The sequence below is a fragment of the Streptomyces sp. JLBG701 genome (assembly GCF_058544905.1).
The window spans coordinates 7,898,136-7,913,805 of the sequence record NZ_CM178588.1 but is presented as its reverse complement, the minus strand read 5'-3'; the positions used below and the strand labels follow the sequence as shown (position 1 = coordinate 7,913,805).

Below are 15,670 nucleotides of genomic sequence, written 5' to 3'. Positions count from 1 at the left end.
CGGGGTGCGGGCGGCGGAGTCGGCTCCGTCGCCCGCACCCCGTTCTCCGTGTCAGGGCTCGGAGTTACGCGGGCTGTCCCTGGCGCACCGGCACGGTGAGGTGCGGCTCCCCCTTGATGAGACCGGTGAGCGCGTCGAGCCGGCTGCGGAACTCGGGCTCGGCGAGGGCCTTGCGGAAGGTCTCCTCGTCCTCCCACTCCGCGAGGTTGAAGTAGACGGAGGAGTCCTTGCCGGACCGGACGAGGGAGTAGCGGATGAGCCCGGGCTGGGTCTCCATGAAGGCGCCGACGGCCTCGTAGCGCTTCTCGAACTCCTCGGCGTCGCCGATCAGGGTGAGCTTGTTCACGAACACGACCATGGTGGTCTCCTCAGTGTGCGGCCGTTACGGCAGGGGTGTCGGGCGCGGTCTCGCTCAGGACGGGATAGTCGGTGTAGCCGCGGGCGCCGCCCTCGTAGAAGAACGGGGGCTGCCAGGCGTTGAGCGGGGCCCTGGTGCGCAGCCGGTCGGGCAGGTCGGGGTTGGCGAGGAACTGCCGCCCGAAGGACAGCAGTCCGGCGCCGTCCTTCAGGGCCCGGTCGGCGGCGGCGAGCGTCGCGTCGGTGTCGAGCGGTCCGGTGCCGCAGTTGACGATGACGCTGCGCTCCCACAGCCGGCTCAGCCGCCGTACGAGATCGGTGTCGCTGCCCGCGACGAAGTGGACGTGGCCGAGGCCGAGCCGGTCGAGTTCGGCGAGCAGCGCCGGATACGTCTGAGTACGGTCCGGCTCGGACATGTCGTTGAGGGGGAAGCCCGGCGACAGGCGCATCCCGACCCGCTCGGGCCCGACTTCGGCGGCCACGGCCCGGGCGACCTCGACAGCGAACCGGATCCGGCCCGCGACGTCACCGCCGTGGGCGTCGGAGCGCCGGTTGGTCGCCGACGCCAGGAACTGGTGCAGCAGGTAGCCGTTGGCGCCGTGGATCTCGACGCCGTCGAAGCCGATCTCGGCGGCGGTGCGCGCGCAGCGCGCGAAGTCCTCGACGGTACGGGCGATGTCGTCCTCGGTCATCGGCCTCGGCACCGGATAGTCCGGTTTGCCGCGGAAGACCCGGGCGGTTCCGTCGGCCCGTACCGCGGAGGGTGCGAGCGGAGTCTCCCCGTGCAGGTCCGGGTGACTGATCCGGCCCGCGTGCATGATCTGCAGGTACATCCGCCCGCCGCGCCGGTGCACCGCGTCGACGACCTCGGCCCAGGCACGGGCCTGCTCGGCCGTGTGCAGCCGGACGCTGTGGGCGTGTCCGACCGCGACCGCGCTCGGATGGGTCGCCTCACTGATGACGAGGCCGGCCCCGGCCCGCTGCGCGTAGTACTCCGCCATGACCGGCAGCGGGGTGCCGTCGACGGTGGTACGGCCGCGGCCCATCGGGGACATGACGAGCCGGTTGGGGAGTTCGAGGGCGCCGAAGGGGACCGGGTCGAACAGCGTGCTCATGCGTCGGTCCCGTCATGGGTGATGTACCGGCTGCGCACCAGCCATCCGTCGCCGTCGCGTTCGAGGACGTCCTCGGCGGTCGTACTGAGATACAGCCGCGGCTCCCCGCCGCGCGGTGTCTCGAACACCACGGCGTAGTAACGGGTGGCCACGACGTCGGGCTCGACGGGTTCCGCGGCCACCATGCCGAACCAGTGGCGCCGGGTGAGGCCGCGCGCGGCAAGGGCGTCGATGCCCTTGCGCATGCCCGCGGCGATGTCGGCGCGGCCCTGTTTCACGCCCGGCTTCACGTTCTGGGCGAACGTCCCGTCCTCGGTGAACTGCTCGGCCCACTCCTCGGCCCGTCCGGCGTCCAGCAACTGTGCGTGTCCGGCGTAGAACTGGATGATGGCCGCGTAGTCCAGGTGGGACACGGTCTGCGTGTCCGACGGTGCGGTCCGCGTCACGGTCTTCCTCCCTCTGATCGGGGTCGCCGGTCGGGCGCTGTCCGTGCCAGGTTCGGCGGCACCGGTGGAGCGGGCGTGGAGTCCGGCTCCACTGGGGCCCGGGCCGGGCCGGTCAGCCCGCGGACCGCAGGGCGAGGGGACCGGCGCCGCCCGGAGCGGGCAGGTACACCGACTCGGCCAGCGGGGCGGAGTTGAGCAGGTCGGTCTGCAGGGCGCGCATCCGGGCCGAAGGTTCCAGGCCCAGCTCGGTGTTGAGGGTGCTGCGCAGCCGGGCGAAGACCTTCAGGGCGTCGGCGGTCCGCCCGGACCGGTGGAGCGCGATCACGAGCTGGGCGTACAGGTTCTCGTAGGTGGGGTACTGCCGGGTGAGCACGCTGAGTTCACCGATCAGCTGGTGGTGCCGGCCGATCCGCAGGTCCGCGTCGATGCGCTGTTCGAGGGCGCCGAGCCAGGTCTCGTGCAGTCCGCTGAGCCGCATCCGCAGCAGGGGGCCGCACGTCACGTCCGCGAGGGCCTTGCCGGTCCACAGTCCGAGGGCGTCGTGCAGCAGCGCGGACTCCCGGGCGTGGTCACCGGCGATCCGGGCCATGGACGCCTGGTCGCCGAGTTTCTCGAACTGCTGCAGGTCCAGCCGGCCGGGGTCCACGGCGAGCAGGTAGCCGCGGTCCCGGGTCTCAAGGCGCAGGTCCGCGGGGGCCGTCCCGCCCGCGCTTCTGAGTGTCTTGCGTATCTGCATGACATAGGTCTGCAGCGTGGAGTGCGCGCTGTGCGGGGGCGCGTCGTCCCACAGCTCGTCCACGCACTCCTCGACGGTGACGACCTGGCCGGCGTGCAGGAGCAGCAGGGACAGCAGCTGCCGCTGTTTCGGGGCCCGCGGAGTCAGGGGCCGCAGACCGTCGGTGAGGGTCAGCGGGCCGAGGATCCGTGCGTACATGTCGCCTCCAGGGCTGGCCGGTCGGTGGGCACCATCGTGCCGCCCGGGCCTTACGGCTTCCCTTCGGCGCCCTTTCACCCCGGCCGAACCGCCCTTTCACGCGCCCTCGCCCGTCGGCGCCGTACATCTCGCCGCAACACTGCGGCGACGCGACGCCCCGAAGTCACCGCCAACACGCCCCCGGTTCACGCATTGCACTCCGGGAACAGCGCCCGCCCGTCGAAGTCCTCGGGCAGTTGCCCTTCCACGAGTTGGTCCTCACCGGCTTCGGCCGGGCCGGCACCGACGCGCGCCGGGGCCAGACCGGTCCGCCTGCACAGTTTCCCGGCCTGTGCGCTGAGCAGCAGTAGCCCGGACCGCTGGGCGACAGCGGACGCGCGCATGCCGAGTTCGTACGCCTCGGCCTGCCGACCCTCGTCGAGCTCCAGCATGCCGAGGCCGATCAGCGAGTGCGCCTCGGCCTGCGGGTGGCCGATGCTCTCGGCGATCCGCAGGGCCCGGCCGAACTCCTCGCGGGCCTCGGTCGACCGCCCCCGGATCAGGTGCACCCCGGCGAGCACGGTGCGCGCGTTGGCCTCCGGGGCGAGATAGCCGTGGTCCCGTGCGATGACCGCGGCGCTCTCGGCGTGCTGGTGGGCGAGTTCGACATAGCCGTTGCAGGCGTAGACCTGGGCGAGTCCGGAGGAGGCGAGCACCGAGGAATGCGGGGCGTTGAACTCCTCGCTGAGCGACAGCGCCTCGCTGAGGTCGGCCATGGCGGCGTCCCAGTCCTGCAGATCGGCGTGGACGGCACCGAGCCGGGCCAGGACCTCGGGCCGGGAGCGGCGCGCCCCGTCCTCTTCGAGGATCGCGGCGGCGCGGGCGAAGTGGGCCTCCGCGGCACGCAGCCGGCCCTGGCTGTGCCGGGCCATGCCGAGATAGAGCAGGCCGCGGGCCTCCACCTGCCGCAGTCCAAGGCGCCGGCTGATCTCCAGCCCCCGCTCCAGCAGGGTGACGGCACTGTCGATGTCCTTGTTGGGCCGCTGGAGCTGGTTCATGGCGATGGCGTTGACGGTGACCGCTTCGAAGTCGCGGATGCCGAGCCGGATGAACACGCGGTGGGCGGCGCGCAGTTCGCGGGCGGCGTCGCCGAGCCGGTTGAGTCCCTGCAGGGCGAGGCCGACGTTGAGCCGCATCCCCGCCCTGAGCCGCGGTTCGCCCAGTGAGGTGGCGGCGCGGAGTCCGGCCTGGGCGACCGTGAGCCAGTCCGTCTGCAGCCGGCCCAGTGAGAAGTAGCCGCGCAGCATGTCGGCGAGCCGCACGCAGACCTCGTCGAGCCCCTCGTCCGCGGCCCGTACGACGAGGGTCACCAGGTTGGACTGCTCGGCCTGCAGCCATGCCTGGGCGGCCTGCGGGGCGATCTCGCGCACGGGGACCTGCGGGTCGGGCCGCAGCACGCGCAGGAAGCCCGGGTAGCAGGACTGCACGGCCTCGTCCGTCCGGTGCAGATACCACCGGCACAGCTGGTTCAGCGCCTGCCGCCGGTCCTCGGGGCTGTCCTCCTCGACACCGCGTTCCGCCGCGAACAGGGCGATGAGGTTGTGGAAGCGGTACGTGTCGCAGGCCTCGGCCTCGATCAGCTGGGCGGCGGCGAGCTTGTCGAGGAGCTGCTCCGCCAACCGCGGTTCACAGCCCGCGAGCTGCGCTGCCGTACGCGTGGTGAAGGCCATGTCCCCGACGATGCCGAGGACCCGGAAGAACCTCCGGGACAGCGCGGGGAGTGACTCGTAGGCCACGCTGAACGCGGCCCGTACGGCGGTGGCGGGGCTGTCGCCGAGGGCGAGCAGCTCCAGCGGGTCTCCCTCGCGCAGTGCCTCCACGAAGGACTCGACGGAGCGCCAGGGCCGGCCGGCGAGGTGCCCGGCGGCGATGCGCAGGGCGAGCGGCAGCCTGCCGCACAGTTCGACGAGTTCGGCGACGGCCTGGCGGGACACCGTCTGCTGCGGGCGGTCGAGCACCGCCGTCAGCACCTCCTCGCTCTCCCGCTGCGAGAGCAGGTCGAGGGTGAAGCTGCGGGCTCCGTAGACGGCGACCAGGTCGGGGCGGTACTCACGGTGCAGTGCCAGGACGGCGCAGCTCGGTGAGCCCGGCAGCAGGTCGTGCACCTGCTGGCTGTCGTTGACGTCGTCGATGACGATGAGGACGCGTCGCTCCGCCAGCCTGCTGCGGAGCACTCCGGTGAGCTGATGGCGTTCGGCGGGCAGCGCGGAGACGTCCGCGCCGGAGGAGAAGAGCAGTTCGGCGATGATGTCGTGGACCGGGCGGGCCTGGCCGCGGGGGTCGTGGAGTCGTACGTACCACTGGCCGTCCGGGTAGGCGGAGCCGAGCCGGTGGGCGGCGCGCAGTGCGAGGGCCGTCTTGCCGATGCCGGGCGGTCCCACGAGGCTGACCAGGGGGACGGCGGTGCGCTGCCGTGGGGTGAGGGCGTTCACGACGTCCTCCAGGACTTCCTCGCGGCCCACGAAGTGGGTGGCCCCGGGCGGCAGTTGGCGCTGGACGACCCAGGGCGCGCCGGGGTTGACGGTCGGCACTCCCACGGGCCGGCGCAGGGCGGACGGCGCGCGTGAGGGGCTCGCGGACGGCGTGGCCCGCCGGGCGGCGGGGTCGGGGAGTTCGCCGATCTCCGCGAGCAACTGCCGGTGCAGGTCCTGGAGTTCCTGTCCCGGCGGCAGCCCGAGCTCGCGGTCGAGCATGCGGTAGTAGTCCCGGTACTCCTCCAGGGCCACGGCGATCTGCCCGGTGCGCCGCAGTGCGCGCATGAGGTACTCGCGCAGCCGCTCCCGCAGGGGGTGTTCAGCGATGAGGGCGCGGATCTGCGGGATGACGTCGGGGCCGCCGCCGAGGTCGAGCACGAGCGCGAAGCGTCGCTCGGCGAGGCTGAGGCGCTCCTCGACGAGTTGCGGCAGGACCTCCGTCTGCAGGGAGGCGGAGGCGATTGTCTCGAAGGGGTCGCCCCGCCATTCGGCCAGTGCCCGTTCCAGGGCGGCCAGTTCGCGAGCGGTGTCGCGGTCGCCACGGGCGGCCCGGGCCTCTTCCGCGGCGCGGCGGCTGCGTGTGAGGTCGAGGGCGGCCGGGTCCACGGCGAGCCGGTAACCGCCCGGATGGGTTTCGATGACCGGGCTGCCGCCGGTGTCCGGCGGTGTTCTCAGCAGGGCCCGCAGCCGCGTGGTGTGGACGTGCAGCGCGGCGCGGGTGTCCCGGGGCGGCTGGTCGTCCCAGAGCCGCCGGATGAGTTCGTCGGAGGTGACCACCTGATCGATCCTCATCAACAGCGAGGTCAGGAGCACTCGCTGCTTGGGGGACGAGACGGTCAGTTCACGTCCCCCCAGTCGAATCGCCAGCGGCCCGAGTATTCGGAAGTCGGTAGAAGCACGTTCTCCGTTCAAGCGCACACCTGCCTGCTAGCTCCCCCGTACACGGTCGGCCGTGCACGGTCGCCACAGTAGGACCCGCTCGCACACCTGACCGCCGACGTGTGATCCAGGTCTCAGTCAGTCGAACAGTCGAAGCTCCAGTTCAAGACACAGTCGCCTGACCGTCCGTCAGCCCGAAGCGCCGCGCCAGCAGTTCGTAGGAGCGCATACGGTCCTTCGGGGAGTGGATGGTGGACAGCACCATGAACTCGTCGATGTCGAGCGCCTCCGCCATGGAGGTGAGCACCTTGTGCACATGGTCGGGATCGCCTACGACGCAGCGCGGCCAGTCGGCCACCTCGTCGGCGAGCGGCTCCGTCTCTCCGCGCAGACCGTCAAGGGCGGCCTCGGGCGACGGCAGCGGCAGCAGCAGCCCGCGCCCCATGCGCAGCCTGAACAGCCGCTGACTGGCGAAGACGCGCTGGGCCTCGTCCTCGGTGGGGCCGCAGTAGACGCCGACCCCGATCTGGATGCGCGGCCTGGAACCGCCCCTGCCGTCGAAGGCCCCGCGATAGGCCTCGACGACGGAGCGGGTGATCTGCGGACGCCCGAAGTGCGCGATGGAGATGGGCAGTCCGAGCCGTGCGGCGCGTTCCGCGCTGCCGGTGCTGGCGACCAGGAGCCACACCTCCGGGGCTCCGGCGGTGGGCATGAGCTGGATACGGCCGTAGGGATGGCCGTCGGGGAATCCGCCGTGCAGGAACGCCAGGAGTTCCGCGAGCCGTTGGGGGAAGTCGTCCTCGCCGTCGACCGCGGAGCCGGGCGCCAGGGCGTGCGCCTCGATACTGCCGGCGCCGGTGCCCCGCCCGATGCCGAGGTCGATCCGTCCGGGCGTCAGGGCCCCGAGGACCCGGAACACCTCGGCGACCTTCAGCGGGCTGTAGTGAGGCAGGAGGACTCCCCCGGAACCCACCCGGATCCGGCTGGTCTCGGCGGCCGCCCGGGCGACCATGACCTCGGGCGCGGGGCCGGCGAAGGAGGGCGTGGCGTGGTGCTCGGCGAACCAGTAACGGTGGTAGCCGAGCCGGTCCGCGAGGCGAACCAGGTCCAGGGAGTTGTGCAGCGCGGCGGCCGGGGTGGCACCCTCCGGCACCACGGACTGGTCCAGGACGGACAGTTTCATGCGGGTCTCCTTCACGATCGAGGCCGTGAGGAGAGGGCGGTCTAGGGGGTGACGCCGGCCGCGGTGTGCCTCAGGCGGGCGACGAGTGAGGCCCAGCGGTCGTCGAACGAGGCGATGTCGAGCAGTCCCGTGAGTTCGTCACGGCAGCGGGCCTCCGCCTGCTCACAGCGTTCGGCGCCCTCGGGCGTCAGCATGCAGTAGACGCCCCGGCGGTCGTGCTCGCAGGAGACCCGGGTGGTCAGTCCCTTGTTCTCCAGTCGGGTGACGAGCCGGCTCATGGACGACTGGTCGAGCCCGACCGCGGCCGACAGCTCCTGAACGCGCGTGCCCCGGACATGGCCGAACCGCAGCTCGTTGAGCACCATCAGCTCGGGCAGCGAGATCTGGTACTCGCTCGCCAGCGTCCGCTCCAGCGACTGGTTGAGCTGACCCACCATCAGCGTCAGCCGACGCCACAGGTCGAACTCGTCGGGACGCCCCGCACGCTCCTCGGCCGACATGTCCGCCTCCCCTTCGTTCGCTCCTCCTCCACTATAGCCGCCTTTATGCACAGTCCTTGTGTACGCATGCATTTTTCAGGCGCCTTCCCGAGCAACCCTGCCCCAAACGGCAGGCGAGGAACAGCTCAAACAGAGATCTGGCTCAAAAGTAGATGCGTGCACCCGCATTTATCTCTACGGTGGAAGGGCACTGTCCACCAACATCCAGGCGGTACGCATGACAAGCGGAACACCCGAATCCACCACGGCAAGCGACAAGCTCGATCCGGCGTTCCTGCGGATGGCCGGTGTCCTGCTGCTCGCGCTGCTGATGGCGCTGCTTGACGAGACGATCGTCAACGTCGGCCTCAAGACGCTCGGCGGCGAGTTCGACTCCCCCCTGTCGACCATCCAGTGGGTCACCGCGGGCTATCTGCTCGCCGTGGCCGTCGCCACGCCGTTCGCCGGATGGGCGGTGGACCGGTACGGCGGCCGCACGATGTGGCTGGTGGCCGTCTCGCTGTTCGTCCTCGGCTCCGCGCTGTCCGGCTTCGCCTGGTCGATCGAGTCCCTGATCGTCTTCCGGGTGCTCCAGGGCATCGGCGGCGGCATGATCGTCCCCGTGGTGCAGAGCGTGCTCGCCACCAGCGCCGGCCCCGCGCGCGTCGCCAAGGCGATGGCCCTCATCTCCCTGCCGCTCACCCTCGGCCCGATCCTCGGCCCCGTCGTCGGCGGTGTGCTCGTCGACGCGGTCAGCTGGCGCTGGATGTTCCTGATCAACCTGCCGATCGGCCTGATCGCCCTGGTCCTCGCGCTGCGCACCCTGCCCGCCGACGAGCACCGGGGCCGGCCGGAGGAGCGCCTCGACGTCCTCGGACTGGTGCTGCTCTCCCCCGGCTTCGCCGCGCTGGTCTACGGCTTCACCACCGCCGCCCACTCCGGCGACGCGTCGTCCCCCGAGGTGCTCGTCGCGTTCGGCGCCGGCGTCCTGCTCCTCATCGGCTACGTGGTGCACGCGCTGCGCACGACGGTGACACCGCTCATCGACCTGCGCATGTTCGGCAAGCGCGGCTTCACCATGGCCGTCATCACGATGTTCTTCGTCGGGGCCGTCGCCAACACCCTGCTGCTGCTGACCCCGCTGTACTACCAGCAGTCCCGCGGCTTCGGCGCCCTGCACGCGGGGCTGCTCCTGATCCCCTCCGGTGTGCTCGGTGCCGCCGGCGCGATCACCTCGGGCAAATCGGCGGCCAAGGTCACCGCGCGGCTGACCTCGACGGTCGGTATGGCGGTGACCGCGCTCGGCGCGCTCGCCTTCACGCAGGTGGGCCCGGACACCAACACCGCATGGCTGTCGTTCGCGTTGGCGCTGACCGGATTCGGCATCGGTCTCACGGCACCGGGCACGATGGCGTTCATGTACCAGGCCGTCGGTGAGGCCAGTGCGCCCCGGGCCACCAGCGCGCTGTTCATCTTCAACCAGATCGGCGGGGCCCTGGGCATCGCGGTCATCGCCATCACCCTGCAGACGCGGCTCGACGACGTCACAGGCCACCCGGCCGGTGCCTACGGCGGCAGCTACTGGGTGGTGATCGCGTTCAGCGCCGTCGCCGCACTCGCCGCGCTGACCCTGCCCGGCGCGTTCCGCGCGTCCGCGCCCCAGCAGCTCCAGCCCTCCGACGAGGAACACGACACGGTCCCGGAGTCCACCCGCGCCTGACCGGAATCACCTGCCCCGTCCCCCGGCGCCGGCCCGCCCACCACCCCCAGGGCGGGCCGGCGCGTTTCCCGGCCATCCAGCCCCATGAGCGCTGGATCAGGAATCCAGTGGGCGGGACTACACCTCAGGACATCCACCGCTACTGCGCTGACGAGGAAGCATGAAGGCACTCGTAACCACCGGAGTCGAGCCGCTCGCCTTGGAACTGCGGTCCGTGGCCGACCCCCGCCCTCGCCCCGACGAGGCACTCGTGGAGGTCCACGCCTCCGCCCTCAACCGGGCCGACCTGCTGCTGGCCCGGCACCGCCCGGTCGGTTCGTCCCTCGGCCTGGACGTGGTCGGCACCGTGCTGCGCCCGGCGGCCGACGGCAGCGGACCGCCGGCCGGAGCACGGATCGCCGGCCTGGCCGAGAACAACGCGTGGGCCGAACTCGTGGCGCTGCGCACCGACCGCATGGCCGTGCTGACGGACGGCCTCACGGACACCGACGCGGCCACCCTGCCGGTCGCGGGACTCACCGCGCTCTACGCCCTCCAGCGCGCCGGCTGGCTGCTCGGCAAGCGGGTCCTGGTCACCGGGGCGAGCGGTGGAGTCGGCCGGCTGGCCGTGCAACTGGCGCGGGCGGGCGGCTCCGAGGTGACCGCCTGGGTCCGTTCACCGGCGCGCGGCGCGGGACTCGCCGAGTTCGGGGCCGAGGTCGTCACCGGCTACGACACCCCGCCGACCACGCCGGCCGACATCCTCGTCGACAGCGTCGGCGGCGAGGTGTTCAGCGCCGGCTACACACTGCTGCGGGCCGGCGGTGTGGCGACCGTGTTCGGCAACACCGTCCGCGCCGAACTGCGCCTGCCCGCCGACTGGGGCCACGCACGGCCCGGGGTCCGGCTTGAGTACCTCTTCCTGCTCGACGAGGTCACGCGGCGCTCCGTACCGGCCGATCTCGGTCTCCTCGTGGACCTCGCGGCGACCGGACGGCTGATCGCCGAACCGGGCCTGGTCACCCCGTGGACCGATCCCGACCGAGCCGTCCGCTCCCTGTACTCCCGCGAGATCAACGGCAAGGTCGTCCTGTCCATCTGAGGGCGGCCCGGACCGTACGACCGACTGCCGCACCGCTTCCGGGACGGCACACCCCCGCCACCGCACCGCGAGGACTCACCATGCGACTGATCAGCTACGCCGAGCACGGCTCCCCCGACGTCCTGCGCCTCGAAGACGTGTCCGTGCCCGCCCCGGGCCCGGGCCAGCTGCTGCTGCGCACCGAGGCCGTCGGCGTCAACTTCATCGAGACCCAACTGCGCGCCAACACCACCCCGTTCCCGTCGCCGTTGCCGGGACGCCCCGGCGGTGACGTGGTCGGCCGGGTGGCGGCCCTGGGCCCGGACACGCAGGGAGCGCGGCCCGGTGACCGGGTCGTGGCCTTCGGTGTGCCCGCCGCGTACGCGGACCAGGTCGTCGTCGACGCCGCGCGCACCCTCGCCGTACCCGACTCCGTCGACGCGGCCACCGCCACCGCGCTGGGCTCCACCGCCCAGACCGCCTGGAGCGTCCTGGACGCCGCCCGGCTCGGCAAGGACGAGACCGTACTGGTGCACGCCGCCGCGGGCGCCATCGGGCACCTGGTGACCCAGCTGGCGAAGCTCCGGGGCGCGGGCCGGGTCATCGGGACCGTCAGTTCGCCCGCCAAGGCCGACTTCGTGCGCGCGCACGGCGCCGACGAGGTCGTCGACTACAGCCGGCCCGACTGGGCGGACCGCGTCCGTGAGCTGACCGGGGGGCAGGGCGTCGACATCGTCCTGGACAGTGTCGAGGGCTCGGTGTTCCACGACGGGCTACGGCTGCTGAAGCCGTACGGGCGCCTGGTCTACTACGGCTTCGCCGGGGCCGGGGGCGAGGTCGCGAAGGTCTCGATGACCGAACTCCTCGGTCTCACCTACGTGGTGGGCACCTCGCTGGACGTCTGGACCAAGGCCGCCCCGGAACGCGTCGCCGAGGCCCGCCGGGAGCTGGTCCGCCTGGTCACGGCGGGCGATCTGCGCGTCGCCGTGCACGCCCGGCTGCCGCTGGCCGACGCGGCCGAGGCACACCGGATCATCGAAGGCCGTTCGCACCTGGGCCGTGTCGTACTCGTCCCCTGAGGAGCCGGACATGACAGAACGACAGGCCCGCACCGAGGCCCCGCCGACCACCCCGCCCGACGAGACCGTGCCCGTCCTCGTGGCCGGTGCCGGGCCCGGTGGCCTCAGCACCGCCGTCTTCCTCGGCCTGCACGGTGTGCCCGCGCTGGTCGTCGAGCGGCACCCGGGCACCTCGACCGCGGTCAAGGCCACCGGGCAGTATCCGCACACCATGGAGGCGCTGGAGATAGCCGGCGCCGCCGACGCCGTACGCGAGCGGAGCCGCGCCTACCGCAGCGACTTCCACATGGTCGTCGCCAAAACCCTGGCGGGGCCGGTGCTGCGCACCCTGATGAGCGGTGCCGAACTCGGCATGCGGCACGTCTCGCCGCAGGACTGGGGCACCGCGAGCCAGTCGGGGGTGGAGGCCGTACTCGCCGACCGGGCCCGGGAGTTGGGTGCCCGACTGCGCTTCTCGACCCGGCTGGCCTCGCTCACCCAGGACGCCACCGGGGTCACCGCCGTCACCGATGACACGGTCACCGGTGAACGCCGTACCGTCCGGGCCCGGTACCTGGTGGCCGCCGACGGCTGGCGGAGCGGGATCAGGCAGTCCCTCGGCATCGCGATGCGCGGACGCGGCACGGTCGGCAGGGTGCTGCGCGTCCTGTTCCAGGCCGACCTGCGCGAGCAGCTCGCGCACACCGACGGCGCCGCGGACGGCCGGCGGTTCACGGCCCTGCACGTCGGCCGCGCGGTCCTCTTCAACACCGAAGTTCCCAGCCTCTACGGCTACTTCCGCAACCTCACCCCGGAACTCCCGGACGGCTGGTGGGCCGGCGAGGACACCGTCGCCGAACAGATACGCACCGACCTCGGTATCCCGGACACCCCGCTGAAGATCGAGGAGATCGGCGAGACGGAGATCTCCTGCGGGGTCGCCGAGCGGTTCCGCGAGGGGCGGGTCCTGTTCGTCGGCGACGCCGCGCATGTCATGCCGCCGACCGGTGGCATGGGCGGCAACACGGCCTATCTGGACGGTCTCTATCTGGCGTGGAAACTCGCCGCCGTGCTCGACGGAACGGCCGGTGACGCACTCCTCGACAGCCACGACGCCGAACGCCGCCCGTACGCCGAGCAGTTGGTGGAACAGCAGTTCACGAACCTCGTGGACCGCATCTCCCCCGAACTCGCCGACGAGTCGATGACCCCACCCCTGCCCCCGCCCGTGATCGCCTTCGGGTACCGGTACCCGAAGGGGGCGGTCCTCACCGAACCCGGCGACCGCGGCGACCTGTTCGAGGACCCCGTGCACCCCACGGGCCGGCCCGGGTCCCACGCCCCGTACGTCCCGCTCGTCGGCCGCGACGGCACACCGTCCTCGACCACGGCCCTCTTCGGCCGCTCGTTCGTCCTGCTCACCGGGGCCGACGGCGCCGCGTGGGCGACGGGTGCCACGGCCGCCGCCCGGGCCCTCGGCGTCGGGCTGCGGGTGCACCGCATCGGCCCCGAGGCCGAACTGCGGGACACGGAAGGCGCGTTCACCGCCGCGTACGGCATCGGTGACGCCGGGGCCGTGCTGGTGCGGCCCGACCGGTTCGTGGCCTGGCGGGCCCCGGGCTCGCACGACGCCCCTGAGGCGGAGATCGACCGGGTACTGCGGCACGTCCTGCACAGGGCCGACAGCGCGGCCTGACCCCACCGTCCCGAAGTTCGAAAGGACCATCCATGGCAGCGGTAGAGAAGGCAGCTGTAGAGAAGGCAGCGGCAGGAAAGACGGAAGAGCGGCGCGTCGCGCTGATCACCGGAGGCACGAGCGGCATCGGGCTCGCCTGCGCCGACCTCCTGGGTGAGCAGGGGCACGCCGTGTTCATCTGCGGCCGGGACGGCGACAGCGTCGCCGCCGTCACCGACAAGCTCCGCAGCCGCGGCCTCGACGCCGACGGCATCGCGGCCGACGTCACCTCGAAGAGCGCGGTCAAGGACCTCGTCCACGCGGCGGTGGAGCGCTATGGCCCGGTGCACGTCCTGGTGAACAACGCCGGGCGCGGCGGCGGTGGTGCGACGGCCGAACTCCCCGACGAGCTGTGGGAGTCCGTGATCGAGACCAATCTGAACAGTGTCTTCCGCGTCACCCGTGAGGTGCTCTCCCGCGGCGGCATGCTCGACCGCGGCCACGGCCGCATCATCAACATCGCCTCGACCGGCGGGAAACAGGGCGTGGAGCTCGCCGCCCCGTACTCGGCGTCCAAGCACGGCGTCATCGGCTTCACCAAGGCGCTCGGCAAGGAACTCGCCCTGTCCGGGATCACCGTGAACGCCGTCTGCCCCGGCTATGTGGAGACCCCGATGGCGGCCCGGGTGCGGCAGGGTTACGCCGCGCATTGGGGCACCACCGAGGCGGACGTGCTCACGAGGTTCCAGGCGAAGATCCCGCTGGGCAGGTACTCGACCCCCGAGGAGGTGGCCGGGCTGGTCGGATATCTCGCCGGGGACGTCGCGGCCTCCATCACCGCCCAGGCCCTCAACGTCTGCGGCGGTCTCGGCAACTACTGACCTGGCCGCAGCCTGGGGGCCGGAGCAGGCCGTGGGTGCCGGGCCGCACGTCCTCACGTCGCCCCGGCACCCACGGCGGAATCGAGAGCCCGGTGAAGTACTACACGGCGGACCGGATGATCACAGGTGACCGCGGCAGATGCATCCGCGACGGCGGGGTGCTGGTGGACGGCGAGGTCATCCGCTGGGCGGGTCCCAGTCGCGAGCTGCCCGACCGGCTGCGGCGCGGCAGCGAGCACATCGGCCTGGGGCCGCTGACGCTGCTCCCCGGCCTCATCGACAGCCACGTCCACCTCGCCCTGGACGGCGCCGGCGGCGCCATGGACCGTATGCGCGCGGCATCGGACGAGGAGCTGTACGCGCTGATGCTGCGCAACGCCGCCGAACTGCTGACGGCGGGGGTGACGACGGCCCGGGACCTCGGCGCGCCCGCCGGACTCGGGGTGCGGGTCCGCGACGCGATCCGCTCGGGCCTCGCCCCGGGCCCCGAACTCGTGGTGTCCGGGGCACCGCTGACATCGCCGGACGGTCACTGCTGGTTCATGGGCGGCACCTGCGTCGGCGAGGAGGCCCTGCGGCAGGCGGTACGGGACCAGGCGGCAGCGGGCGTCGACCTCATCAAGGTCATGGCGACCGGTGGCTCACTGACCACCGGCCCCGCTTCCTGGGAGCGGCAGTTCAGCGAGGCCGAACTGGCGGCGGTGGTCGACGAGGCGGCCCGCGCGGGCCTCGTCGTGGCCGTACACGCGCACGGCACGGACGGCATCGCCGCGTCCATACGGGCCGGGGTGCACACGGTCGAGCACTGCAGCTTCGTCGACGCGACGGAGTCCATCGTCCCCGACCCCGAGCTCGTACGACGCCTCGTCGCGGGCCGGATCCACGTCTGCCCCACCATCAGCCGGCGTTTCACCAACCGCTGGGACCGAGGGGAGCGGCACCAGCTGCCCGCCCTGCCGGTGCTGTACCGGGAAGGCGTCCTCGTCGTCGCCGGCACCGACGCGGGCACGGACGGGGCGCCCCATCACGCCTACGTGGACGGGCTGCTCGGCATGGCCCGGCTCGGTCTGCCGCCCGAGGAGATACTCCAGGCGGCGACCTCACGTGCCGCCCGCGCCCTGCGGGTGGACACGGTGACGGGCCGTATCGCGCCGGGCATGCGCGCCGACCTCATCGCCGTCGAGGGCGACCCGCTCCACGACATAGCCGCCCTCCGCGAGCTGCGAATGGTGCTGGCCAAGGGGGTCGCCGTACGGTCGCCGCGGTGGGTGCCGGAGTAGCCGGACGGGGTGTGGAGCAGAGCTCGATCGCGTCTCCACCGGCCCGGGCGACGCTTCCCTCATGCGTACCGACATGCGTACCGAAGCCGA

General features: G+C 72.2%; 13 protein-coding genes. 6 read left to right on the top strand and 7 right to left on the bottom strand.

The window, feature by feature from the left end; all coding sequences use genetic code 11:
- Positions 1-64: 64 nt before the first annotated feature.
- The 7 genes from AC5DRG_RS36640 to AC5DRG_RS36610 all read right to left on the bottom strand — a co-directional run bounded on the left by AC5DRG_RS36640 (position 65) and on the right by AC5DRG_RS36610 (position 7,927).
- Positions 65-358 carry an antibiotic biosynthesis monooxygenase family protein gene (locus AC5DRG_RS36640; protein ID WP_491803955.1) on the bottom strand — a complete coding sequence of 98 codons (294 nt, stop codon included), beginning with the start codon at positions 356-358 and terminating at the stop codon, positions 65-67.
- 10 nt (positions 359-368) lie between these two features.
- On the bottom strand, positions 369-1,472 hold the full coding sequence (locus AC5DRG_RS36635) for an alkene reductase (RefSeq protein ID WP_491803954.1): 1,104 nt from the start codon (positions 1,470-1,472) through the stop codon (positions 369-371).
- Entirely contained in the window at positions 1,469-1,918 is a 450-nt protein-coding gene (locus tag AC5DRG_RS36630) for a nuclear transport factor 2 family protein (RefSeq protein ID WP_491803952.1), read from the bottom strand. Before AC5DRG_RS36630 ends, AC5DRG_RS36635 begins: the two co-directional genes overlap by 4 nt.
- Before the next feature lie 112 nt (positions 1,919-2,030).
- A complete protein-coding gene (locus AC5DRG_RS36625) occupies positions 2,031-2,852 on the bottom strand; it encodes an AfsR/SARP family transcriptional regulator (protein WP_491803951.1) in 822 nt (273 codons plus the stop codon).
- Between the two features lie 185 nt (positions 2,853-3,037).
- Positions 3,038-6,157 carry an AfsR/SARP family transcriptional regulator gene (locus tag AC5DRG_RS36620; RefSeq protein WP_491803950.1) on the bottom strand — a complete coding sequence of 1,040 codons (3,120 nt, stop codon included), beginning with the start codon at positions 6,155-6,157 and terminating at the stop codon, positions 3,038-3,040.
- Positions 6,158-6,407: 250 nt separating this feature from the next.
- Positions 6,408-7,427 carry an LLM class flavin-dependent oxidoreductase gene (locus AC5DRG_RS36615; protein ID WP_491803949.1) on the bottom strand — a complete coding sequence of 340 codons (1,020 nt, stop codon included), beginning with the start codon at positions 7,425-7,427 and terminating at the stop codon, positions 6,408-6,410.
- A 41-nt stretch (positions 7,428-7,468) separates the two neighbouring features.
- Positions 7,469-7,927, bottom strand: coding sequence for a MarR family winged helix-turn-helix transcriptional regulator (locus AC5DRG_RS36610; RefSeq protein ID WP_491803948.1), 459 nt, complete (start codon positions 7,925-7,927; stop codon positions 7,469-7,471).
- A gap of 217 nt (positions 7,928-8,144) precedes the next feature.
- On the opposite strand from AC5DRG_RS36610, the gene AC5DRG_RS36605 reads away from it, so the two are divergent.
- The 6 genes from AC5DRG_RS36605 to AC5DRG_RS36580 all read left to right on the top strand — a co-directional run bounded on the left by AC5DRG_RS36605 (position 8,145) and on the right by AC5DRG_RS36580 (position 15,580).
- Positions 8,145-9,626, top strand: a complete 1,482-nt coding sequence (locus AC5DRG_RS36605) for a DHA2 family efflux MFS transporter permease subunit (RefSeq protein WP_491803947.1) — start codon at positions 8,145-8,147, stop codon at positions 9,624-9,626.
- 160 nt (positions 9,627-9,786) lie between these two features.
- Complete coding sequence (locus tag AC5DRG_RS36600; protein ID WP_491803946.1) at positions 9,787-10,707, top strand: zinc-binding dehydrogenase; 921 nt, start codon at positions 9,787-9,789, stop codon at positions 10,705-10,707.
- 80 nt (positions 10,708-10,787) lie between these two features.
- Positions 10,788-11,765 (top strand): quinone oxidoreductase family protein, encoded by a 978-nt coding sequence (locus AC5DRG_RS36595; RefSeq protein ID WP_491803944.1) that lies wholly within the window; start codon positions 10,788-10,790, stop codon positions 11,763-11,765.
- Positions 11,766-11,775: 10 nt separating this feature from the next.
- Positions 11,776-13,440, top strand: coding sequence for an FAD-dependent monooxygenase (locus AC5DRG_RS36590; RefSeq protein ID WP_491803943.1), 1,665 nt, complete (start codon positions 11,776-11,778; stop codon positions 13,438-13,440).
- 32 nt (positions 13,441-13,472) lie between these two features.
- Positions 13,473-14,300: an SDR family NAD(P)-dependent oxidoreductase gene (locus tag AC5DRG_RS36585; protein WP_491803941.1), complete on the top strand. Its 828-nt coding sequence runs from the start codon at positions 13,473-13,475 to the stop codon at positions 14,298-14,300.
- 35 nt (positions 14,301-14,335) lie between these two features.
- A complete protein-coding gene (locus AC5DRG_RS36580) occupies positions 14,336-15,580 on the top strand; it encodes a metal-dependent hydrolase family protein (RefSeq protein ID WP_491803939.1) in 1,245 nt (414 codons plus the stop codon).
- Positions 15,581-15,670: the final 90 nt, after the last annotated feature.

Bases quoted from the DNA above. Each gene is read 5' to 3' on its own strand.
- AC5DRG_RS36640 (WP_491803955.1), bottom strand. From the start codon at position 358: ATGGTCGTGTTCGTGAACAAGCTCACCCTGATCGGCGACGCCGAGGAG.
- AC5DRG_RS36635 (WP_491803954.1), bottom strand. From the start codon at position 1,472: ATGAGCACGCTGTTCGACCCGGTCCCCTTCGGCGCCCTCGAACTCCCC.
- AC5DRG_RS36625 (WP_491803951.1), bottom strand. From the start codon at position 2,852: ATGTACGCACGGATCCTCGGCCCGCTGACCCTCACCGACGGTCTGCGG.
- AC5DRG_RS36620 (WP_491803950.1), bottom strand. From the start codon at position 6,157: ATGAGGATCGATCAGGTGGTCACCTCCGACGAACTCATCCGGCGGCTC.
- AC5DRG_RS36615 (WP_491803949.1), bottom strand. From the start codon at position 7,427: ATGAAACTGTCCGTCCTGGACCAGTCCGTGGTGCCGGAGGGTGCCACC.
- AC5DRG_RS36610 (WP_491803948.1), bottom strand. From the start codon at position 7,927: ATGTCGGCCGAGGAGCGTGCGGGGCGTCCCGACGAGTTCGACCTGTGG.
- AC5DRG_RS36605 (WP_491803947.1), top strand. From the start codon at position 8,145: ATGACAAGCGGAACACCCGAATCCACCACGGCAAGCGACAAGCTCGAT.
- AC5DRG_RS36600 (WP_491803946.1), top strand. From the start codon at position 9,787: ATGAAGGCACTCGTAACCACCGGAGTCGAGCCGCTCGCCTTGGAACTG.
- AC5DRG_RS36595 (WP_491803944.1), top strand. From the start codon at position 10,788: ATGCGACTGATCAGCTACGCCGAGCACGGCTCCCCCGACGTCCTGCGC.
- AC5DRG_RS36590 (WP_491803943.1), top strand. From the start codon at position 11,776: ATGACAGAACGACAGGCCCGCACCGAGGCCCCGCCGACCACCCCGCCC.
- AC5DRG_RS36585 (WP_491803941.1), top strand. From the start codon at position 13,473: ATGGCAGCGGTAGAGAAGGCAGCTGTAGAGAAGGCAGCGGCAGGAAAG.